The 22597-nt window shown below is 25.3% G+C and carries 26 protein-coding genes and 2 pseudogenes; 25 read left to right on the top strand and 3 right to left on the bottom strand.

Features of this window, described 5'->3' with window-relative positions:
* Positions 1-26: 26 nt before the first annotated feature.
* From ACZ91P_RS14295 to ACZ91P_RS14230, 14 genes are all read left to right on the top strand, one after another.
* A complete protein-coding gene (locus ACZ91P_RS14295) occupies positions 27-713 on the top strand; it encodes an acetyltransferase (protein WP_465157017.1) in 687 nt (228 codons plus the stop codon).
* Between the two features lie 3 nt (positions 714-716).
* The gene (proS, locus tag ACZ91P_RS14290) at positions 717-2141 is read left to right on the top strand and encodes a proline--tRNA ligase (RefSeq protein WP_465157016.1); all 1425 of its coding nucleotides are present in this window, start codon (positions 717-719) and stop codon (positions 2139-2141) included.
* Positions 2142-2197: 56 nt separating this feature from the next.
* Positions 2198-2497: a hypothetical protein gene (locus tag ACZ91P_RS14285; RefSeq protein ID WP_465157015.1), complete on the top strand. Its 300-nt coding sequence runs from the start codon at positions 2198-2200 to the stop codon at positions 2495-2497.
* A 149-nt stretch (positions 2498-2646) separates the two neighbouring features.
* Positions 2647-2973 (top strand): hypothetical protein, encoded by a 327-nt coding sequence (locus tag ACZ91P_RS14280; RefSeq protein ID WP_465157014.1) that lies wholly within the window; start codon positions 2647-2649, stop codon positions 2971-2973.
* A 15-nt stretch (positions 2974-2988) separates the two neighbouring features.
* The gene (locus ACZ91P_RS14275; protein WP_465157013.1) at positions 2989-3432 is read left to right on the top strand and encodes a hypothetical protein; all 444 of its coding nucleotides are present in this window, start codon (positions 2989-2991) and stop codon (positions 3430-3432) included.
* A 186-nt stretch (positions 3433-3618) separates the two neighbouring features.
* Entirely contained in the window at positions 3619-3900 is a 282-nt protein-coding gene (locus ACZ91P_RS14270) for a hypothetical protein (protein ID WP_465157012.1), read from the top strand.
* 144 nt (positions 3901-4044) lie between these two features.
* On the top strand, positions 4045-4221 hold the full coding sequence (locus ACZ91P_RS14265) for a hypothetical protein (RefSeq protein WP_465157011.1): 177 nt from the start codon (positions 4045-4047) through the stop codon (positions 4219-4221).
* Positions 4209-4520 carry a hypothetical protein gene (locus tag ACZ91P_RS14260; RefSeq protein WP_465157010.1) on the top strand — a complete coding sequence of 104 codons (312 nt, stop codon included), beginning with the start codon at positions 4209-4211 and terminating at the stop codon, positions 4518-4520. The genes ACZ91P_RS14265 and ACZ91P_RS14260 overlap by 13 nt, the downstream gene beginning before the upstream one ends.
* A gap of 12 nt (positions 4521-4532) precedes the next feature.
* The gene (locus tag ACZ91P_RS14255) at positions 4533-4973 is read left to right on the top strand and encodes a hypothetical protein (RefSeq protein WP_465157009.1); all 441 of its coding nucleotides are present in this window, start codon (positions 4533-4535) and stop codon (positions 4971-4973) included.
* Positions 4974-4994: 21 nt separating this feature from the next.
* Entirely contained in the window at positions 4995-5501 is a 507-nt protein-coding gene (locus tag ACZ91P_RS14250) for a hypothetical protein (RefSeq protein WP_465157008.1), read from the top strand.
* A 374-nt stretch (positions 5502-5875) separates the two neighbouring features.
* The gene (locus tag ACZ91P_RS14245) at positions 5876-6145 is read left to right on the top strand and encodes a hypothetical protein (protein ID WP_338990836.1); all 270 of its coding nucleotides are present in this window, start codon (positions 5876-5878) and stop codon (positions 6143-6145) included.
* Between the two features lie 13 nt (positions 6146-6158).
* A complete protein-coding gene (locus ACZ91P_RS14240) occupies positions 6159-7412 on the top strand; it encodes a hypothetical protein (RefSeq protein WP_465157007.1) in 1254 nt (417 codons plus the stop codon).
* Positions 7412-9235: a hypothetical protein gene (locus ACZ91P_RS14235; RefSeq protein ID WP_465157006.1), complete on the top strand. Its 1824-nt coding sequence runs from the start codon at positions 7412-7414 to the stop codon at positions 9233-9235. The genes ACZ91P_RS14240 and ACZ91P_RS14235 overlap by 1 nt, the downstream gene beginning before the upstream one ends.
* Positions 9236-9334: 99 nt before the next feature.
* A complete protein-coding gene (locus ACZ91P_RS14230; protein ID WP_465157005.1) occupies positions 9335-9631 on the top strand; it encodes a hypothetical protein in 297 nt (98 codons plus the stop codon).
* Positions 9632-10215: 584 nt separating this feature from the next.
* Here the strand turns inward: ACZ91P_RS14230 and ACZ91P_RS14225 are convergent.
* From ACZ91P_RS14225 to ACZ91P_RS14215, 3 genes are all read right to left on the bottom strand, one after another.
* Complete coding sequence (locus tag ACZ91P_RS14225; protein ID WP_465157004.1) at positions 10216-10389, bottom strand: hypothetical protein; 174 nt, start codon at positions 10387-10389, stop codon at positions 10216-10218.
* 67 nt (positions 10390-10456) lie between these two features.
* Positions 10457-10813, bottom strand: a complete 357-nt coding sequence (locus ACZ91P_RS14220) for an ETX/MTX2 family pore-forming toxin (protein WP_465157003.1) — start codon at positions 10811-10813, stop codon at positions 10457-10459.
* 224 nt (positions 10814-11037) lie between these two features.
* On the bottom strand, positions 11038-11649 hold the full coding sequence (locus tag ACZ91P_RS14215) for a Kelch repeat-containing protein (RefSeq protein WP_465157002.1): 612 nt from the start codon (positions 11647-11649) through the stop codon (positions 11038-11040).
* A gap of 432 nt (positions 11650-12081) precedes the next feature.
* On the opposite strand from ACZ91P_RS14215, the pseudogene ACZ91P_RS14210 reads away from it, so the two are divergent.
* The 11 genes and pseudogenes from ACZ91P_RS14210 to prmC all read left to right on the top strand — a co-directional run.
* Positions 12082-12486 (top strand): annotated as a pseudogene (locus ACZ91P_RS14210) (transposase); the annotation flags it as partial.
* A 5-nt stretch (positions 12487-12491) separates the two neighbouring features.
* On the top strand, positions 12492-14090 hold the full coding sequence (locus tag ACZ91P_RS14205; RefSeq protein WP_465157001.1) for a dicarboxylate/amino acid:cation symporter: 1599 nt from the start codon (positions 12492-12494) through the stop codon (positions 14088-14090).
* Positions 14091-14164: 74 nt separating this feature from the next.
* A complete protein-coding gene (locus ACZ91P_RS14200; protein WP_465157000.1) occupies positions 14165-15505 on the top strand; it encodes an FAD-dependent oxidoreductase in 1341 nt (446 codons plus the stop codon).
* An 82-nt stretch (positions 15506-15587) separates the two neighbouring features.
* Positions 15588-16061: pseudogene (locus ACZ91P_RS14195) on the top strand (nitroreductase family protein); the annotation flags it as partial.
* Positions 16062-16261: 200 nt separating this feature from the next.
* Complete coding sequence (rpmE, locus tag ACZ91P_RS14190; protein ID WP_465156999.1) at positions 16262-16567, top strand: 50S ribosomal protein L31; 306 nt, start codon at positions 16262-16264, stop codon at positions 16565-16567.
* A gap of 178 nt (positions 16568-16745) precedes the next feature.
* Positions 16746-18671 carry a hypothetical protein gene (locus ACZ91P_RS14185; protein ID WP_465156998.1) on the top strand — a complete coding sequence of 642 codons (1926 nt, stop codon included), beginning with the start codon at positions 16746-16748 and terminating at the stop codon, positions 18669-18671.
* 12 nt (positions 18672-18683) lie between these two features.
* Positions 18684-19646, top strand: coding sequence for a DHH family phosphoesterase (locus ACZ91P_RS14180; protein ID WP_465156996.1), 963 nt, complete (start codon positions 18684-18686; stop codon positions 19644-19646).
* A 2-nt stretch (positions 19647-19648) separates the two neighbouring features.
* Positions 19649-20233 (top strand): thymidine kinase, encoded by a 585-nt coding sequence (locus ACZ91P_RS14175; RefSeq protein ID WP_465156995.1) that lies wholly within the window; start codon positions 19649-19651, stop codon positions 20231-20233.
* 14 nt (positions 20234-20247) lie between these two features.
* Positions 20248-20556, top strand: a complete 309-nt coding sequence (locus ACZ91P_RS14170; protein WP_465156994.1) for a hypothetical protein — start codon at positions 20248-20250, stop codon at positions 20554-20556.
* A gap of 104 nt (positions 20557-20660) precedes the next feature.
* Positions 20661-21737 carry a peptide chain release factor 1 gene (prfA, locus tag ACZ91P_RS14165; RefSeq protein ID WP_465156993.1) on the top strand — a complete coding sequence of 359 codons (1077 nt, stop codon included), beginning with the start codon at positions 20661-20663 and terminating at the stop codon, positions 21735-21737.
* Entirely contained in the window at positions 21737-22501 is a 765-nt protein-coding gene (gene prmC, locus ACZ91P_RS14160) for a peptide chain release factor N(5)-glutamine methyltransferase (RefSeq protein ID WP_465156992.1), read from the top strand. Before prfA ends, prmC begins: the two co-directional genes overlap by 1 nt.
* The last annotated feature ends 96 nt before the right edge of the window (positions 22502-22597 follow it).

Raw genomic sequence — 22597 nt, 5'->3', positions numbered from 1 at the left:
AATTAATATGTGAAGGAGGGGGTATAATGCTATTTAATAAATTAAAAAATAAAGATGACAAAGAAAAGGAAGATCAAACAGAAAAAAAGCATAACTTATTACAAGAAAAATCATTGTCATCATCAGATAATTTAGAAAGTAGTTTGTTTGAAGATGAAGATGATAATAGTAAAATTAAAACTGGTTTTAGTTTTAAACGGCGTAAAACGCACAAAATTATTAAAGAATTAAATCGCCAGCGAATTAAGTCATTATTATTTTATACTGATATTAATAATGTTTTACGGCAATTGGAATTTGGACTACAGCCAGTTAAGAATATTCATTTAGCAAAAGAAAGTGAATATATTGTTTGAACATATTTAGAAAAACCTGATCATTTAGAGTTTGAATTATCTAATTCAACGCGACATTATTTTTGAAGTTGAATTGCAGAGCAAAAAGTTGATCCAAGTCAAATTGCTGTGATTGAAATTGATATTCAAAATTTATTTCATTTAACAAAAAAAGATTGAGAATATGATGATGTAACCCGCCGCGTAAAAGTTTTTGAAGATGTGAAACCAACAGCAATTCGCTGAATATTAATGAAAAATAATCAGTATTTAAATCGAATTCAAATGTATGTTAAAAGTAATAATTTAAAACTTAAAATTTTTCAAGGTGAAAAAGGAAATGTTTTTAATGTGTTAACAGAAGGTAGAAAGAAGTAAAGAATGAACAGAAAGTTAGAGAAAATTACTCTGCGTGAAGTTGATTTTGCGCAATGATATACTGATATTGTTTTAAATGCTGATTTAATTGCCTATGGGTCAGTCAAGGGAACAACTATTTTTAAACCTTATGGATATGCAATTTGAGAAAATATTCAAAAAATTTTAGATGCTGAATTTAAAAAAAATGGTGTAAAAAATGTTTATTTTCCTTTACTAATTCCAAAAACTCTTTTTAATAAAGAAAAAGAACATATTAAAGGGTTTTCACCAGAAATTGCAACAGTAACAAAAGTTGGAGATAAAGTCTTAGATGAAGAATTATACATTCGACCAACATCAGAAGTTCTTTTTGGAACCTTTTTTAGTAAAGAAATCCAAGGTTATCATGATTTACCACTGTTATATAATCAATGAGTTAATGTTTTACGTTGAGAAAAAACGACCCGTCCGTTTTTACGTACAAGTGAATTTTTATGACAAGAGGGGCATACAATTCATAGTTCAAAACAAGAAGCACAGCAATTTACTTTAAAAATTTTAGATATTTATGCTACTTTTGCAGAAAAAACTTTATTATTACCCGTGATTAAAGGAAAAAAAACAGAACGTGAAAAATTTGCTGGAGTAGAAGAAACTTATACGATCGAATCTTTAATGTATGATGGTCAAGCTTTACAATGCGGGACTAGTCATTATTTTGGTCAAAATTTTTCTAAAGCATTTGATATTAAATTTTCAAATCAAAAAAATACTTTAGAATATGCTTATTCAACATCGTGAGGGGTTTCAACGCGTTTGATAGGGGGGCTTATTATGACACATAGTGATGATAATGGACTAGTATTACCACCGCAAATTGCGCCAATTCAAATTATGATTTTACCAATTAATAATGATAATGATGAGCAATTATCTGCAGTTGAGCAACTACAAAAAAAATTACACAGATATCGTTGTGAAATTGATCAATCAGACAAAGGTTTTGGGTTTCGTGCAGCTAATGCGGAAATTAAGGGAATTCCATTGCGAATTGAAATTGGAGCTCGTGATTTAGCACAGCAACAAGTTACAATTGCTCGGCGTGATACTTTTGAAAAAATTACTGTTTCCTGAACAGAAGTTGAAAAAGTAGTTTCTGATTTATTAGATCAAATTGCAACAAATTTATACCAAAGAGCTTTGGATAATCGTCATCAACGGACAAAAAAAATCGATAATTATTCAGAGTATAAAAAAACTTTAGCAAAAATGAATGGTTTATTTTTAGTGCCGTTTTGTGGTCGCATTGAGTGCGAAGATACAATTAAAGCTGAAACACAAACAACATCACGTTGTATTCCATTTGATGTGCCAACAAAAAAAACAACTTGTTTTCATTGCAGACAACCAGCAACTAATTTAGTTTATTTTGCGCGAGCTTATTAATAACAAGGAAATCTCTTTTATTTTTGATAAATTTCAATTGTAAAGGAGGTTTTTATTTGTTTAATCAAAATTTTATTGAAGAGCCATTAGCAGTTTATAATTCTTTTCAGTTTGCTTCTAATAATAAAATTAATTTAGCATTAGATTTAACAATTCCTTTATTTGCTTTTGATAATGGTGATAATAGTAAAGCCTATGCTTTTTATATTCGTCCTAATATTGGCAATTTAAAACCATGGTTTACTCCAACTGGTGAATTAACAACAGCATATAAAACTGACCACGAACCAAACACCAAATTGCTTGATGTTTTAAAAAATGTTTTTTTCAATTTAATTTTAATTTTTCAATGTTAAAAGTATATTGAAATATTAATAATAAAAAATAATGTCAAATCACAACGGAATTACAAGCAACCGCTAGTTCAACAATTTTAAAAATATCACAAACACAAGTCGAATACTCAAAATGAGGAAAAGTTATTATTCCAGCCCAGTGTTTTGATATGAATAAAACAAATAAAATTAGTTTAGTTATTAATGCACCTAATCTTCGGGACAATGATTTAGTAACAAAAAATTCTTATCAAGAATTTTATTTAAATTTTAATTATAAGAAAGACTTTCTTAAACAAACAAAAAAATTGTTCGGAATCCTTCAATATAAAAATTACGATGAAAAACAAAAAAAATACAATTTTAAGATTTTACAAGGTTATTTAAAATATAATTCAGCACAGAAGGTTTATGAACATTTTTTTGCTGAAAATACAGTTTATAATCAAAACAAAAACCAAATTGAAATTGAAGCAAATAATAATTTACACTGTTAAAAAAATTCAACTAGATTGTCAATCCAACAACAAGAAAAAAATTTTGGTTTACAGTTATTAGAATTTTTAGGAATTCAAGTTTTAGATCTTGGTTTATCAGTTTTAACTGGTGGTATTGCTTCGGCTGTTGGTCTTGGTGCGGGATTATCTAATTTTGCCGCAGCATTTATCTCATTTGGAGTAGAAACAGCAACCGATTTTGCCGTAAATCAAATATACGATAAATTAACATCAGAAGTGACAGTAAAAAGTATTACCTTAAATTTGCTACCAGCAATTGGTAATATTGGAAAATTAACGCGTGCTGCTCGAACAACTAAAATTTTAAAATTAGCGAAAGAAACTAAACTACTTGAAAAATTAGGTGTAATAACTGCTAATAATTTAGAAGATGTTGTAAGACAAGTTAGAGGTAAAAAGATTTTATCTGATAAATTAATATTTGATTTTACAAAATAAGCTAATAATGAAACTTTATTATATACAATTGGAAAATTAGCCCGAAATGATTTTTATAAGGGTTTTAAAGTTTCTAAATTAGAAACAATTAATAATTTATTAAAAATTGAAAAAAATATTCAAAAAATAAGTCCTACATTAGTTCAAAAAATACCACGCATAAATGAAATAAATGCTAATAAATGATTGTCTAAATATGGATTAAATATTGATAAAATAAGCAAAATTAATACTAATGAGTGATATAACATAATGACTAATCTTCATAAAAAAGGTGTTGGTGAAAACCTAATATTAAATGCTAATTTAATGCGGGGCAGTAAAATATATAATAATAAATTATTAAATATTTTTCATCAAACACCAATTAAATTAAATAAAATTTTAAATCATTTAAACCCAAATTTTTATATTCAAAAAGTAACTAAAAAATTATTAGCCCCAATTGAAAAAAATAATTACTATTAAACAAAAAGTAATTAGTAAAATTACTGATAAAACTAAAAAAATATTATATAAATTTGAAACTAAGGCTATTAAAAAGGTCAATTATTACCTTTTGCTTATGGTTCTGATGTTTTTTTAGCAGTTAAAATTGTTCCTTTATCAGTTGTGGGTGAAGTTGCTTTAACAATATATTATAAAAATCCTAAATATGTCCCTATTGTCGTTATGACAACTTTAATCAAAGCAGAACAGTTTGTTTTATCTCCTGAACCGTTTAAATTCTATATGAACAGTGAGTGGTTTATTGGTTGGGGATTTAAAAAACAAGTTTGTTTAATTTAGTTTCTTTTGCCCCACTTGTTTATCAGCAAGTAGTAAAAGATAGTTTTAAAATATATCGGACAATTGCTAAGATATTAAAAATGCAAGAACAATTTAAAAATAACTTTAATAAATATAAATTGTTAAATAAGCTAGAAGATAGTGCGGTTACTAGTTTGTTAGGTAATGGACTAGTATTTCAAGCATATAAACAACTCAGAACAAAACAAGATTTAAACAAAACAATTAAAACAAAAACATTACTAAATAGTAAAAAATTTATATTAAAGAAAATATATTCTAAAAAAAGTAAATGATAAGGAAATGATTAAATGTTAAATGAATTATGACAAAATGTTACTTTGGAAAATTATAATAATTTTATTCCAATGACAGGTAAAATTACACAAGTTCCAGTTCGTTATAATAAGTTTTTTAAAGGTGATGTAGAATTATGATTTAAAACATTTGCTTTAAGAGCCCAAAATATGATTAATTCTTACTTAAACTATCCATTTTCAAAACTAAAGTTTGAAACATTTAAAGATCCATTATTAAAGAAAATTTGTATTAATATGATGTTTATTACGATTGAGCATTGAACATTTAACCGCATTCCAATTGAATTTTTTACTTCGGCAAATATGAGTGTTGGTGATATTAATTATTCATCGCAAAATGACCCTATGATTACTTGACAAGGTATATTGCCTACCTATGCAAAATCATTGGCTAATTTAACAACTTTAAAGAAAATGTTTCGTACTTTTTAAGAAGAAGGTATTGATTTAATAATGATTGATTTAGAATCATATTATACTCAATTAGAAGTTGATGCTTTAATAGAAAAAGAAAAAACTAAGATTGACAATAAAACTATTATTAAAAATAACAATAATGAAATAAATGTTCCCTTTGATAATGATACTATTTTTTATGATAAAACTAATAAAGTTTGAAAATCTAATACTGCTAATATTATTAATCCAGATTCTATAATGAAAACATTAAATCATAATGATTTTGTTATTACTGAAAGTGGTAATAATAAAGGCAAAATATCTGTAACAAACGGTTACAATGATAAATTAGCAATTGATGATTCAACTAGTGGCGGTGAGTTTGTTAATTATATGAGAACACGAGAAATTGGAATTAAATTAATGCCTACTCAAAGTGGTAAAGCGAATGCTTCATTTAATCAAAAAACAGGTGAATTAGAAATTTGAGACCCTTCATTTAAAAATAATGATATAACTGCTAACTTTGAAATTATTAAAAAAGTACAACATCAGAATTAAAAATAACTGATGATACATTACCAACTACAAAATATATTAATGAACATTATCAAATTAAAAGTAGTGATTGAGAAATTGTAGATATTACTGATTGAACTCCTAATGTTAGTGAATATCAAATAAAAGATTGAGATAAAAATAAATATAAATATAAAGTATGAGTTAATAATCAATTTTTAAATAGTTTTTATTTATCAACTTATAAAGGATTTACAGGAAATATATCAAGTGGAATAACAACTACTGTTAATGAAAATCAAATTGCACAATTAAGAAATAATGGAAAAATTATAATATATTCAAAAAATGCTGCTGCTAAAATGACTAAATTATATATTGAAAGAAAAAAAGTAAGTTAGAAAGAAGATGATTTTATGCCAAAAGTAAATATTAAAGATGTAATTATGTTTTTGAAAATCTTTGGAGTTTCATCATTGTTTTTTATTGCAGGAATTATTATTTGTTTTATAGGAGAAAAAACATTGGGTATTTCTTGACCAGCATATGTTATTGTTTCAGCAATGCTTATCGGAGCTGGAATTATAGTTTTGATTATTGAAACAATTAGATTTATCAAAACACATAACAAAAAACAAAAAGAAGATAGTATTGAAGATGTTATTAAAAAAGAAGAAACAAAATAAAGAGGTGTTATAAATGGGATTATTACCAGCAAAAAAGAAATTAAAAAAAGAATATGATATTGATAGTTATTATCTTAATTTAGCATCAACTATTACTAATCGTAAAAATGTTACTGTTCAAAAACATAATAAGATTTTAGAAAAAAGAATTTGTGAAGATAATGCTAATTTTTTAAATCCACGAGATTTAGAAATTAGCATTTATAATCCACTTGCTAATCAACAATTAGATACTAAATTAATTAATAACTTTTTAAAGATGCAAGACTTTACTAATAAAAATTGATATAACGAATATAAAATTAATAAGAATGGTAAGGGTGCATACTTTATTTTTGCTAATAATTCAAAACTTAATTTTATTACTATTGATTTTTACAATGACGAATATGATGAATTAGGTAATTTAGTATCTTGTACTTTTGATTATGACTCTTATATTAAAAATGACCAGAGTATTTTTATTACTGAAAAATTAGAGATTGATGCTGTAACTAAACAAGTTAAAGTTATTAGAAAGTTAAAAACACGATTATATAGTACTATTACCGACTTATATATTGATGATGCTAAATGAAATAACTATATAACTTTACAAAGAGAAGAAATATTACCACTTAATTTTATACCAATTGAAATTATTCCTAATAACCCTAATTTTGAGCCTTCTGCTCGTTATGGTAAACAATTTGCTAGTATTTTAGGTATTATTGCTGAAAAGATAATGTTAGATCCATTATTAAATAGTGGTAAATTTACTATTAATACTAATGGAGTTACTGGTGTAGTTGACCAAGAAATTAGTAAAATGCTAGCTTCATTTATTGAAAATGACTTGTTATTAGTTAAAGGAGACCCTGATAGTAATTTTCAACCAGTAGACTATATTGCTGGTAATTTTAAAGGTGAGCAATTAACTAAAATATATGATTGATTATTAACAAATTACTATAAAATAAATCGACATCATGTTCCCGTCATTGCTAAAGGAGCACAACAAACTCAGGCAGAAGTTGCTGGTGTAAATATTCAAACAAACGCATCATACGAACAAATGATATATATTAGAGAAATTAAATTAACTGAATTTATTATTAAGTTAATTAAATATGATAATGCTATTTTAAACAGTAAAACATTCAATATTAAAAATATTGACGAGTTAATTGTTGATGTTTGCTTACCAGTAAATGCTACTTTAAACAGAGAATTAAAAAACAACGAAACTATTATCAATATGTCTAATGAAGAAGGAGAACAAGAATAATGTTAAAACCATCTGAAAAAATGTTAGCACAATTAGCAAAAAATGATGAACCAATTGACTATTCAATTGATAGTATTCCGTTAGATTTTGCTAATCAATCACAATATAGCGACCCCGATTTAGAACAATTATTTAGTGAAGACCGCGCAAGAACCTTATATATTTATAAAATTAATAATCTTGTTAAGACAAAGCAAAAACCAATCTTAAATTACTCTCAAAATAGCGTTAAAATAGGTTTTATTGACAAAGATGAATATATTAAAATAACTGGTTATGAAATTAGTGATTTTAATTTTAAATTACAAATTCAACAAAATACCACAGTCCAAGATAATAGCACAAGTTATGTAATGATTGATGAAAAAGATATTTTAATTAATAATATTTCAAAACAAGACAAAGAATTTTTAGAAGCATTAGACTTAAAAATAGTATCTATTAATGAATCAATTAGTGAAGAAAATAAAAATGAATGCTATATTATCGAAGAATATAAACGACCTTATACACCCGATGGTCTTAATATTATTAAATCTATGCATTTAGTTAAAATAACTGATTTTAAGTGAAAAAACCAAAATAGTATTCATTTAGTATTACAAAAATCATTACCCGAAGACACAGTATTTACTGGGATTGAAATTAAATACCCTAAATCAATGTTATTTGGAAATATTAAGTGTTGAGGCAATGTTAATCGTGTTTATTCTTATCCATCATCAATAGTTGAAAACGCTAGTTTAGTACCTTTACTATCAATGCCCATTAAAACAAACCCTAATGTAAGAATATTTCAGTATTGATTTACTGAAAGTTTTTTACCATGAAGTATAGCCAAAAACTATATTCAAGGAAAAGATATTTTAGATTTGGTGAATAAAAATGGTTTAAAAAAAGTTTTATTAAATTATTTAACATATCGTTATAATTATGACCGTAAATTTCAAGGAGCAAAATACGATGAAAAAGGTAATCCTACCAATAAAGCGGCTGAACTGCGCCAAAAATTTGAAGGACAAAAACCAGAAGATGTAATTAATGGTTTATTTGAAAATTGAAAATTAGATAATCCCACATCTCTTAATGAAAATGTTGTCAAAAGATTTAAACAAATTATTTATATGTTATCAAATTATACATATAGTAAATATGCAATTAATAAAGGTTATAATGATGATATTAAATTATTTTCTTCGTATTATTTTGAATTAATTTCTTCACCTAAACCTAATTCAAAAGAAAATGGATACTGGGAATTTGAATATTGTAAAGTTCAATTAAATTCCTCGTATTTTAATTTTGGCGGTGAACCGATTCTTCCAGAACCAATAAATTATTGAAAAGAAGTTTATCCAAATGAAAAACCATTTGTTACAGCAGATAATAAATATTATTTTATAGTTTGAAAAAAAGATGAATTAGAAATAATTAAGATTTTAAAAAATTATCCTGTTGAGGTAGGCAAAGAATATATTATATATAAAGATAGTAATTATGAATTAAAGTTTTTTAAAGGTATTAGTAATACAAATAAAATAAAAGATACATCTTTATTTTATGCTAGTAATAATCCTTTTGTTTTTAAAAGATGAGGCGAAAAAAATTCTGATTATATAAATTATATTAAATCAGTTTATCGTTGAGAATCAATAAATATACCATCAAATATACCTAAAATTAATCAAAAAACAGGACAAATTACATGAAATTCAGAAAATCAAAGTAATAGAAATAAAAATGTTGATTTTAAAATAAATATTAAAAACAAAAATATTTCAGAAAACCCTGTTTATCAATTAGAAGCAAATTTTTTTAATTAATTATCAATAACAAATGAATTAGAAACAAATAATATTCCTTCTCTTATTCCTGCTGAAATTAGATTATCCAATGGAGAATATGGCAAATACTTAATTAATTTGATTATTTCTAACGATAAAATAGAAGAATATTTAAAATATTTTTCGCAATGATATCGTTTAATTTATTCAAAAGCAGTTTGAATGAATATGACTAAAGATTTAGTTGAAGGTAGTATTAAAATAACTTATGACGAAAAACTATTTGCTTTAAATCAAATTGAAATATCTGGAATATGAGGATATGGAAACTATGATATTACAATTTTTCCAGAAAAAGAACAAATTAATATTAATAATTTACAATTATTTAATAAGAACAATGAAAAATTATTATTAATTAATTTAGAAATATAAAAAATTAATTTTATTTAAAATGAATTTTTTATATTTATTTATTCTTCTTAAAGTTTTATTTCACCAGTTTTAGAATCAACAACTAAATTAGGAATATTTTTATCTAAATTTCAACGATAAACTGATTTAATATAATTTATATAATCAGAATTTTTTTCGCCTCATCTTCTAAAAACAAAAGGATTATTACTAGCATAAAATAAAGATGTATCTTTTATTTTATTTGTATTACTAATATCTTTAAAAAACTTTAATTCATAATTACTATCTTTATATATAATATATTCTTTACCTACCTCAACAGGATAATTTTTTAAAATCTTAATTATTTCTAATTCATCTTTTTTTCAAACTATAAAATAATATTTATTATCTGCTGTATCAAATGGTTTTTCTTGTGGTGCTATTCATTCTAAAATACCATCGTTTGTTTTTATATTATTTTTTTCTTTTAAATATGCTATTTTTTTTCATTATATTGTGGTATATTACAAGCAACTAAATTGGTTTTACTTGTTCATATTAAAGTGATTGTTCATAAAAAATTTAATATTTTTTTCATATTTTGTTTATAATTTATAATATTACTTAATTTTTAAATTTTGTTTATCTAAACTTAAAGGAGTTATTTCCCCAAGTACAACTTTATGCATAATTATTTCTTTTTTAGTTTTAATATCATAAAAAAGGTTTATGTTATTATCGTCATTTATTTTAATTCTTGAAGGTAAAATATTATTTTCTGATAAACTAAGCATAACATTTTTAATTGTAGTAGAAAAATTAATTTTATTACCATTTTCATCGATAAAATAAGCACTAACATTACCTTCAACTTTTTGATAATAATTTAAAATAAGTTGTATATTTTTTTCAAGCAGTTACAAAAACTAAAATTTTACTGTGTGGCGGAACCTTTATTGACTGAGACGAAACATTTATAGTCATAGTTTCTGTTGTTGTTTTAATTTCTGTATCAGAAGAGCTTGAAGTATCTGCTATAGTATAATTTTGCGATCCTCCTCACGTATATCCACCACTAACCTCAACTGCAACTTCAAGTTTTGCTCCTAAAACAACAGGGACACCAGCATTACTACTAGCTTTTGCTGTAACTTTAGTATTTACATTTGTACTTCAATTATCAGTATTTGATGTTGTTTCTGATTTAGGTGAATCCATTCATTTTTTGAAATGTATTTGTTTTTGTTAATTGATTAAAACAAGAAACTGTATTCATAATTTGTTCATTATCAGTATTATTTTTTAAAGTTGAGTTAAACGCTGGACAAATATTATCAATAACTTGTTCTAAATTATATGATTCATTTTTTTGGTTATCATTTATTACAAGATCAGATATTACTATTAAATTATCTAAATTAATGTTAGAAATTGGTCTAGGACTAGAACTGTGATTTTCTTTTTTTATAGTATAAATATAATCCTCTTTTTATTTGCTCTTTCATATTAATAATATCCTGTTCAATTAATTCTAAAATTTCATACTCATATACACTTTTATCAGAACCTCCTGATCCGAAGTAAAGTTTATTATTTAAGACTACACCAGAAGAAATAATTCTTACTACAGGAGGAAGAACAATTTTTTGACTTTCTGTTTCTGGATCATATTCATATACCTTATGATCATAAGATCCAAAATAAACTTTATTATTTAAGACAACTCCAGAAGATTCAATTGCACTACCAGCTGTTATAACAATTTTTTGACTTTCTGTTTCTGGATCATATTTATATACCTTATGATCATAAGATCCAAAATAAACTTTATTATTTAATGCCAAACCAGAAGAAGTAACACTACCGTGTGTAGTAATAACAACTTGTGAAAATGAATCAATTAAATTTGAATCTCTTTTATTTCTTAATAATTTTTCTGAATTATTTATTTGTTTATAATAATAAGGACTAGAATAAGAACTAGCGGCAATTGTTGTTGGTACAGCAGTTCCACTAATTGTTAATACACTTAATAAACTTAAAAGTTTTTTCATTTTGTATAATTTCCTTTCTTTAATCTTGAAACTTTTTATCAAGATATATTGACATTATATATATATATATATATATATATATATATGCAAGTCAAGCAATTTAAATATATTGTTTTAGAAAGGAGATTATTTGATATTATTATTATTTTGATTCTATTGTACTAATCTGGGCTCGCGGTGATTTCCATAAGTTTTGCGAAAAATTACTTAAAGTTTAAAAAATTTTGCCGTGCTTTTCAAAATACTTGGGAAAAATTCTAAGCGTTAAGCGAAGAATTTTATAAAGGTTCCCAAATTTGTTTGAAAGAACCTCAAAAGTTTTTTTAACTTGTGAGTCATTTTATCACAAAAATTTAAGAAAATCAACCGCTCGCCCAAAACCTCAAAAAACTATATAATTAACTTTGTATATAAAAGAAAGGATTTTTTAAAATGGATAAAACAAAGCATCATTTTACTTTTAAAGAAAGAGTAATGTTAAAAGATTTATTAGAACTTGATTCTTTTAAAAGAAAAAATGGTAAATCCAATATATCTAAAATAGCAAAAATATTGCATAAAAATCGCAATACAATTAGACAAGAAATAAAAAGGTTAAAAGATAATGAATATGGCACTAAATTAGCACACGAAGATTATTTACAAAAATGACAAAAATGTTTTAAAAAATCATCATTATTGCTAAATATTTTAGAATGACTAGATGAAAAATATAACAAATTTCATGATTCACCAGAACAAATCTGTAAAAAATATGAAAAAGAGTTTGGTGTTAAATTTTTCATATATTTTAAAACTTTATATAAATATATTCATTTGGGATTTTTAAATTTTAAGTGTTAATGATAGTTTGAAATGTATTATTAAACTATCAATTTATTCCAAGAAAGGTATGACAAATGCATTTTAATTTATTACTCAGTTCAGACAATAGTAATCCATTGCATGATTTTTTATCAATTTCAACTTGACAATCATTTATTAGTATTCTTATTTTCTTTGGAATGATGTTTTTATTATGATTTTGAATTAAAAGAACAAAAATGCGATTTATTTTTCGTGTTTTATCAGGGTTAGTAATTGGTTTAATTTTTGGGATTATTATTCAAGCAATTAATGGTTTCCCATATAATGCAACGGAACCATCAGGGTCAATGATTAATCCAGAGATTCGAGATCCAAATAATCCGGATAAAACTATTCCAAATAATATTTATGTTTTATGAGTACATGAGTTATCAATTTGAGTTAATTTATTTAGAATGATTTTCTTAAATGCAATTTTATTAATGACTGTTCCTGTTGTATTTTTAGCAATTGCAAGAGCTGTTTCAAAACCAGGAAAAGATGCATCTTCACGAAGAGGAACAATTATTACAATTACTATTTTATTATTAAATGTTGCAGCAATGTTTATTATTACATTATTTATTGGGATTGTATTTAATATTGGTAGTGGATTTATAATTTCCGGAAGTGGCAGTTATGAAAAAGATGCATCAAAGCCATTGCCAGAAATTATTTGAAATTATGTTCCGTCTAATTTTGTACAGCCATTTCTTTTAGCAACAATTATTCCCGTAATGGTAATTGCTGGTTTAATTGGGTTAGCTGTTAAAAAATCAACTAAGCGACATCCAGAAGATATGCAAAAGATTCGTGATGGTTTTGACCGTTGATGAACAGTTATTATGTCATGTTTAATGTTTATTATTAAATTAATGCCATATGCTGTAATGTCAATGATAACTTATGCTATTATTTCACGACCAATTGGATACTTAGCACACATTGGAATTATTGTTGGAGTTGGTTATTTATGTTTAATCATTGCTTTAATTTGGCATTCATTATTATTAACATTATCAGGAGTAAATCCATTTAAATGATGGAAGTTTGCTATCAAACCGGTAATTCAGGGTTTTACAACTCAATCTTCTAATGCAACCTTACCCGTAACAATGGAAGTTTTAAAAGATGATATAAAAGTAAAAGAGAATCTTGTTGGAATATCTGCTCCTTTAACCACAACAATGGGGTTAACTGCTTGTGCAGGTGTACAAGCAGGAATTATTGTTTCTTTTATTTCAACAGCTGGTTTATATGATTTAACTGTTGCTAATTTCTTTATTGTTTTATTGATAGTAGTTATTGCATCGTTAGGAATTGCTGGTGTGCCAGGGACAGCAAGTGTTGTTACTGCTGGTGTTTTAGGAGGAATTGGATTAGGAACATTGTATGTGTCAGTTTATGCAATTATTGGTGCTCTAGATGGTTTATTTGATATGGGACGAACAGCTGTCAATGTTGCGGGGGGATTACAAGCAACAACAATTGCTGCTCAGTTAACTAATTCATTAGAAAATGAAGACTTAATTCTTTTTAAATGGTCAAGATTGCGGAAAAAACGAAAACGGGAAAAAAGAAAAAACAAAGAATAAAGGCTTAGTCCTTTATTTTTATTTTAATAATCTAAGGTTATAATATTTCTATAGAAGAAAGAGAGTTGAAAAATATGAAAGTAATAGTAATTGGTGGTTCAACAGCTGGCATGACAGCAGCAAGTAAATTAAAACGTATGTTAAAAAATGATGTTGAAATTATTGCTTATCAAAAGTTTAAATATCCATCATTAGGAGCTTGTGGAATTCCTTATTATGTTGGAAAACATTTTGACAATGCAGAAATAATGATTGCACGAACTGTTGAAGAATTTCAAAATCGGGGGATTCTTGTTAAAACTAGTTGTGAAATAACACGCCTTGATTTTAAAACAAAAACTATTTACGGAATTAACTATAATACAAACCAAGAATTTATTGATAATTATGACAAATTAATTATTAGTGTTGGAGCAACACCACGTCGTTTAAATCTAGCAGGAGAAGACGCTGTAAATGTTTTTACAGGGACAACCTTGGAAGCTGCCATTGAATTACGTTCACGTTTAAAAAAAGTAAAAAATGTTACTATTATTGGCGGAGGTTTTATTGGATTAGAATTTTGTGAAAGTTTTGGCTTGGCAAGAAAAAAAATTACGTTAATTGAAGCTGACAAATGAATTTCACGAAAATTGCTTGACGAAGATATTGCACATTTATTAGCAAATGATTTAGAAAAAAAAGGAATTAAAATTAAAACAAATACCAAAGTAACAGAACTTGTTGTTAAAAATAATAAGGTAACAAAAATTAAATTATCACCGGAAGAAGAAATTGCGACAGATTTAGTATTAGTTGCAATTGGGGTTACTCCGGTAACTAATTTTTTAAAAACAACAGATTTAAAAATGAATGAATTTGGGACAATTTTAGTGAATAACCAATTTGAAACAAATATTAAAGATGTTTATGCTGTAGGTGATTGTGTGATGACAAAAAATATTATTGATAATAAATTAAATTATATGTCGTTAGCAACAATTGCAGCCAAAAATGGTAAGGTTCTAGGTAATATTTTAGCGGGAAAGAAAGATCATTTTCCTGGTGGAATTGGAACAAGTATTATGCAGGTTTTCGAAAGTGAAATTGCTCGAACAGGATATACAAAAGAACAAGCAATTTTGAATGGTTTTAATGTGAAAGAGGTTGTTGTAAATGGAACAGATCACACACACTATGTTGCTGATGCGAAGCCAATAACAATTAAAATTATTTATGACCAAAAAGCTAAAATTATTGTTGGTGCACAAATTTTTGGTTATAATAAAGCTAGTTTAAGAATCAATGCTTTAATCCCAATTATTTGAACAAAAACTAAAATTGGTGAAATTGAGTATTTAGATCTACCATATTCACCTCCTTTTGCAAAAAGCGTTGATGTATTAAACGTTGCTTTGACAAAAATTAATGAGTAATAAAAATTAAAGGAGATAATAATATTAAATGACAGTAAAAAATGCAATTAATTGACGAAAAACTATTTAAAAATATAATAGTGAAAAAGTAATTAATCAAGAAGATTTAACAGTAATACTTGAAGCAGGGCGCTTAGTACCTTGTTTTTTAGGAATTGAAGTAACTAATGTTGTTAGTATTACAAATCAAGAATTAAAAAAGAAATTTGCTGATGAAGCAATGCTTGGTTGAAATCAAGAAAAAGTCAAAAATGCTAGTTGTATAATGCTTATTACGGGTACTAATCCATCTTATTTAGTTTCAACTGAATTTTTAACAAAACGATTAGAACGAGTTATTAATCAAGCAGATGATTTAGAAAAGGCAATTAAAAAATATCAAACTTTTTTGCAACAAAAAGAACATCTTTCTGCATTTGTTTCAGAACAAGCTCATATTGTAACTAGTTTTATTACAATTAAAGCTGCTGATTTAAGAATAGGAACTACTATTATGGGTGGTTTTGATGCAAAAAAATTTGATGAGTTATTAGCAAAACATTGTACGTTTGATTAAGGAAAATATCATACAGTCTTAGCTTTAGCGTTAGGATACTATGAAGAAGATGATGATAAAGCAACAATGCCACGTATTAGAATTGAATTTAATGAATTTGCAAAGATTATTAAATAATCTTTGTTTTTGTTTAAATATGTGTTATCATTATTTACGTGCAAATAATATGCAGTCATATTATTAAAAGTGAGGTGAGTTATATGTCAAGAGAAGGAATCCATCCAAAATATTTTGATACTAAAATTATGTGTACAACTTGTGGAACTGAGTACATAAGTGGTTCTACTAAAGGAGAAGAATTAAAAGTTGATACTTGTTCTTCATGCCATCCCTTTTATACAGGAAGTCAACAGTTTGCTAATGCAGCTGGACGTGTTGAACGATTTAAATCTAAATTTAATAAAAAAGAAGAGTTAGTAAAACAAACAGAAAAAGCATCAAAAGCACAAAAAGAACTTAACAAAAAAACAGCAAAACCAAAATCTGATGAACAAAAAGTAGAATAATTGGTAAACCTTTATCTTAAAAAGATAAAGGTTTTTTTAATATTTTGTAATCTAATTTTATTAAATTAGAAACATAATTTTTCAAAAATTAGCGGAAATATAAGTTTAACTTAACAATAACTATTTTTTATTATTTTTATTTGGGTATAATAAAATTAATTGGGAGCGTGGTATTTTAATGGGATTGAAAATTAATAATTTAAAGTATAAACGATATAAAAAAATTATTTTTAGTGATTTAAATTTTAGTGTTGATAGTCAAGAAGTTTTGGGGACTCATTTTGAGAATAAGTTTTCACAATTATATTTTTTAAAATTGTTATTGGGAAAGAAAAAACCACGTAATGGAAAGATTTATTTAAATAATAGAAATATAACAACTTTATTACCAAAAGAACGTAGAATTGGTTATGTATCACCCGGCCCATTAAGATTAGCTTTTTTACCAACAAAATTACGTTTGGCTTATCATATTTTAAAAACGCCAAAATTTTTACATGATAGTTCATTTAAATATAATAAAAATAAATATTTTTATAAAAATTTAGTTTTTATTGGTAATAATTTAAATAAACAAGATTTAATATTAAAAATAGATAAAATCATTAATGAATATTTTAATAATTCAATTCATATTAAAGAAGAATGAATTGAGACTTATTTAACTCAAATTAGTGAATTCCATAAAAAAGAAATTAGTAAAATTTTAGATGATGATAAAGATTCAATTTTTATTCAAAGTTTACATACTTATACTTATAAAAGAGAAGAAATTCGTGTATATGAAGGTTATCTTGCATTTTTACAAGCTTTATGAGATAAAATTTATTATATTTCTGACTTAGATTATTTGTGTGATTGTTATGAAATTTCTAAAAAAAGAAAACTTAAAGATAAAAGTTTTGGTTTTATTGGGGCAAAATTAGTTTGTGAAAAGTATTTAAAAATATTGCAGACTAAAATTACATATGAACGTTATCTTTTAATTAAAGCACGAAAAGCATTAAAAAAATATCGTCTTAATGTTATAAATATGGTTTTAAAAGATAGTAAACATAAGAGTGTTATTAAAGGAATTTTAAATAAAAGTAATTCCTCAAATATAATTACTTGAACAAAATTATCAGAAGATCAATGATTTAACTATAATCAAAAACAAGAACAATTAATTGCAAATTTATTACCAGATGAAGCAACAATTATTAAGGGAAAAGTTTTAGAATATTTTCATAAATATCATTTGGAATTATTAAATAATACATTAGAAACTCGTGAAAAAGATAATTCACTTACTATTGAAGAAGCAAATGAAAAAGTTGTAACAGTTTATAATCAAGCTTTTGAAGAAGTTAAAAAATTAATGAGTAATTTAAATATTAAAATGAATTCATTTAAACTTACTAAAAATTTAAGTAGTTTTGATCATACTAAAATTAGATTGATTAATGCCATTTTAATTAAGAAAGAATTAATTATTTTACATAATACTTTTGACAATTTAACTCATAATGAAGCAAATGAATTAAATGAAATTTTACTTAGTTTAAAAAATTATAATCCACAGTTAACTTTTTTAGTTTTAACAAAGAACATTGAGAATATTAAAAATTATGTTACACAATTATTATTTTTTGATAAGGATAATAATTACAAATTGATGTCAAAAAATCATGCTGAATTTTTACCTAATACAATTAATTTATATCAAATAATGTATAATAGTTCAGAAAATGTTTTTAGCATGAAATATTCTATAACAGAAAATGTTTTAGAAAATGAAAAAATTAAGATTAAATTACCTAAAGGAACTAAATTAATTGATCAAAAAGAATATTATTTAGCAGTTAATCCAAACTTAATCTCATTCCAAAAGACAAAGGAATTTAACAAAGATTTACATTTATTATATAAAGGACATGTTAAGTCAATTAAAAAAGTCTTTAAATCAATTGTTTGCTTTTTTGAAGTTAATGATGAAGTTATTTTTAAAATTTTAGTATCAGAAAAAGAACTAAATTTAAAAAAAACAACAACAATATATTTTGAAAAGAATGCATTATTAGTTTATGATAAAGTTAACAATAATTTAGCTGCTAACATATAAGCGAGGAAAAAAATGCAAGATTTAAAAGGAATTATTTTACAAAAAATTAAAGATTATAAGACAATTATTTGTTTACGTCATATTTCACCAGATGGTGATGCATATGGTTCAGCATTTGGATTAGCACAATTCATTAAAGATAATTTTCCAAATAAGAGGGTATTAGTTGATGGTGCACCAAATGATTTTTTAGCCTTCTTAGCAACACCTGATCTTCTTCAAGCAGAAGATTATAAAGATGCATTAGTAATTGTGACTGATACAGCGAACATTGAACGAATTGATAGTAAATATTGACAGAAAGCAAAAGAAGTTATTAAAATTGATCATCATCCTAATGTTACGCCATTTGGTGATATACAATGAATTGATGAAACTAAAATTGCAGTTTCAGAAATGATTGCTGAGTTAGTTTTAACATCAAAATTAATAGTAACACCAGAGGCAGCCAAATTAATTTTTACTGGAATTGTAACAGATTCAAATCGTTTTATGTATAGTAAAACTTGCCACAATACTTTTATGTTAGCGGGGCAATTAGTTGCGACAGGTTTTGATTTGCAATCAATTTATCAAAATTTATATGAAAAATCATGAGTTAATGTACGCTTTAAAAATTATTTGTTATCGCAAGTAGTTATTTATGATAAAGAAATTAGTTATGTTAAGATAACTGACAAAATGTTAAAAGAACATAATATGAGTTATGAGACTGTTAAACCATGGGTTAATATTATGAGTAATATTAAAGAATTTAAAATTTGAATTTGAGTAATTGAAAATAAAGCAGAGGGTTATATAAACCTTAGCATTCGTAGTAATACTTATATTATTAATAAAGTAGCAGAAAAGTACTGTGGTGGTGGTCATCAGTTAGCAAGCGGTGCAAAAATTTATCAGTGAAAAGATTTAAAACGAGTTTTAAAAGACTTAAGTTTTGTAATTAAAAATAACATTAAATATATGGGAGGTTAAGAATGTATTTTTTAAATAGTAAAGCTCAAATAGACTGAATAGAAGTTATCACTGGTTATATGTTTGCTGGAAAAACCGAAGAGTTTATTTGCCGCTTAGTTCGCCTAGGTTATGCTAAATTTGAAATTCAAGTTTTTAAACCAACAATTGATAATCGTTATAGTGAAAACCAAGTTGTTAGTCATAGCAAAAAAGCAGTTGAAGCAATATCAGTTAAGAATTCTGAAGAGTTATTAACAAACCTTAAACCAACAACAAATTTTGTTGGGATTGATGAAGTCCAATTTTTTGATAATAATATTGTTAAACTTGCTGATTCTTTAGCAGATAAAGGAATTATTGTTATTGTTAATGGTTTAGATAAAGATTTTCGAGGTGAAGCTTTTATTAATGTTGAACAATTAATGACACGAGCAGAAGAGGTTAAGAAATTGCATGCAATTTGTGTTAAATGTGGAAATTTAGCAAATAGAACCCAACATTTAATTAATGGGAAAACAGCTAATTATTATGATCCAATTGTTTTAATTGGTGAAAAGGATAAATATGAAGCTCGCTGTCGTCATTGTCATGAAGTAACATCTTAATGTAGGAGGAAAAAATGTTAACAAAAATTGGATTAAATGCTGAAGTTTATTTTATTATAAATAGTAAGCCAAAAAATATAAAAAAAATTAAAGCTCATTTTGTTGAAAATTTGCCAATTAATTCCAAAATAATAATTTTAGAAGACTTATTAATTAAGGAAAATGACAATGTTATTGTTAATGGTAATGTTTTTAAAATTAGCCAAAAAATTATTCATAAACATTTCATTAAAAAAACAATTGAAAGTTGTGAATATCGTTTAACTTTAGTCGACCAATTAAAAAATTTGCCAAAATTTCAAACATTAATTTCAAATCAGTAAAAAGTCATTAATTATTATGATTTTTTTATTATAATAAATTAAATTAATCATTATTATTCAAAATATATTATAATTGTTAAGTGTCTAAAAAAGAGGTGAAGCAAATGAATCAAAAAACAATTGAACGATTAGAAACGATGTTAAAGCGGTGAAATTTAATTAATGAAGAATTAACAAAACCAGAAATAGTTAATGATGTAAAAAAGTTAACTAGTTTAGCAAAAGAACAAGCACAATTAGAGGAAACCCTTGCTTTATACTTAAATTATAAAAATGTTTTAAATAATATTAATGAAGCAAAATTAATTTTAGAGACAGAAAAGGATTATGAGTTAATTGAATTAGCAAAAGAAGAATTAAAAACCTCAGAAATAAGAAAAGAACAACTTACAGCAGAGTTAAAAGTAATGTTATTGCCAAAAGATCCTAATGATGATAAGAATGTTATTTTTGAAATTCGTGGAGCAGCAGGTGGTGATGAAGGAAACATTTTTGCTGGTGATTTATATCGAATGTATATAAAATATGCAGAACAACAACATTGAAAAGTAGAATTAATTGAAGCAAATGAATCAGAAGCAGGTGGCTTTTCTACAATTTTCTTTATGGTTAAAGGAGATTGTGTTTATTCAAAAATGAAATTTGAATCAGGAGCACATCGTGTTCAACGAATTCCAAAAACAGAAAGTAAAGGGCGAGTACATACATCAACAGCAACCGTTGCTGTTTTACCAGAAATTGAAGAAGTTGATTTTGAAATTAAAACTGCTGATTTAAAAATTGATACTTACCGTGCTTCAGGAGCAGGGGGACAACATGTTAATACAACTGATTCAGCTGTTCGAATTACTCATTTACCAACAGGAGTTGTTGTAACTTCCCAAGATGGCCGTAGTCAACATGATAATAAGGCATTAGCAATGCAACATTTACGAAGTAAATTATATGAAGAACAGCAACGTAAAATTAATGAAGAGCGTGGAAGATTAAGAAAAGATGCAGTAGGAACAGGCGAGCGGAGTGAAAAAATTCGAACATATAATTATCCTCAGAATCGGGTTACTGATCATCGTATTAATTTAACACTACAAAAATTAGACCAAATTATGGAAGGTAATTTAGATGAAATTGTAGTAGTATTAATTAATGAAGAACAAAGATTGAAAATGGAAGGAAACTAATGACAGTTAATGAATTAATTCAAAAGTCAGAAGATTATTTGAAAGACTCGAATAATGCTAATTATCTTGTCGATATTAAAATTTTAATAGCATTTTTTATGAAAACTTCATTAGCAAAATTATATGCAATTCAAAATGATAAAATTAATTTTAAGATTGATGATTATTGACAACAGTTAATGGCATATCGTAATGGAAAACCAATCCAACATATTACTAATTTACAAAATTTTTATGGATATGATTTTTATGTTAATTATAATGTTTTAATTCCTCGCTATGAAACAGAAGAATTAGTTGATAATATTAATATTATAATTGATGAAATATTGCTTAATAATGGTGATAAACCATTAACTTTAATTGATATTGGAACTGGGAGCGGAGCAATTGCAATTAGTTTAGGCTTAGAAAATCCAAGTTTAACAATTTATGCTAGTGATATTTCAACTGAAGCATTAAAAGTAACAAAAAGAAATATTAAGCAGTTAAATTGCAAAAATGTTAAATTATTGGAAGGTGATATGCTAGAACCATTTATTAAAAATAAGATTAAAGCTGATCTGCTAGTTTGTAATCCACCTTATATTCCAAAGAATCAAAATATTAGTAATCGTGTTAAAAATTATGAGCCACATGTTGCTTTGTTTGGTGATATTGATGGCCTATATTTTTATCGAGAAATTTTTCAAAATTGACAGAAGGTTGTTAAAAAAAATGGCATTTTATGTTTTGAACATGGTTATGACCAAAAAAAGATTTAGAAAAATTAGTAAAAGAATATTTTCCAAATCAGAAATATTATTTTCAAAAAGATATAAATAAAAAATGACGAATGTTATTTATTAATATTTTGTAAT

The sequence above is a fragment of the Spiroplasma endosymbiont of Halictus nicosiae genome, from assembly GCF_978018445.1.
Note: the sequence above shows the minus strand (reverse complement) of the source record. Positions and strands in the feature narration are given on the sequence as shown.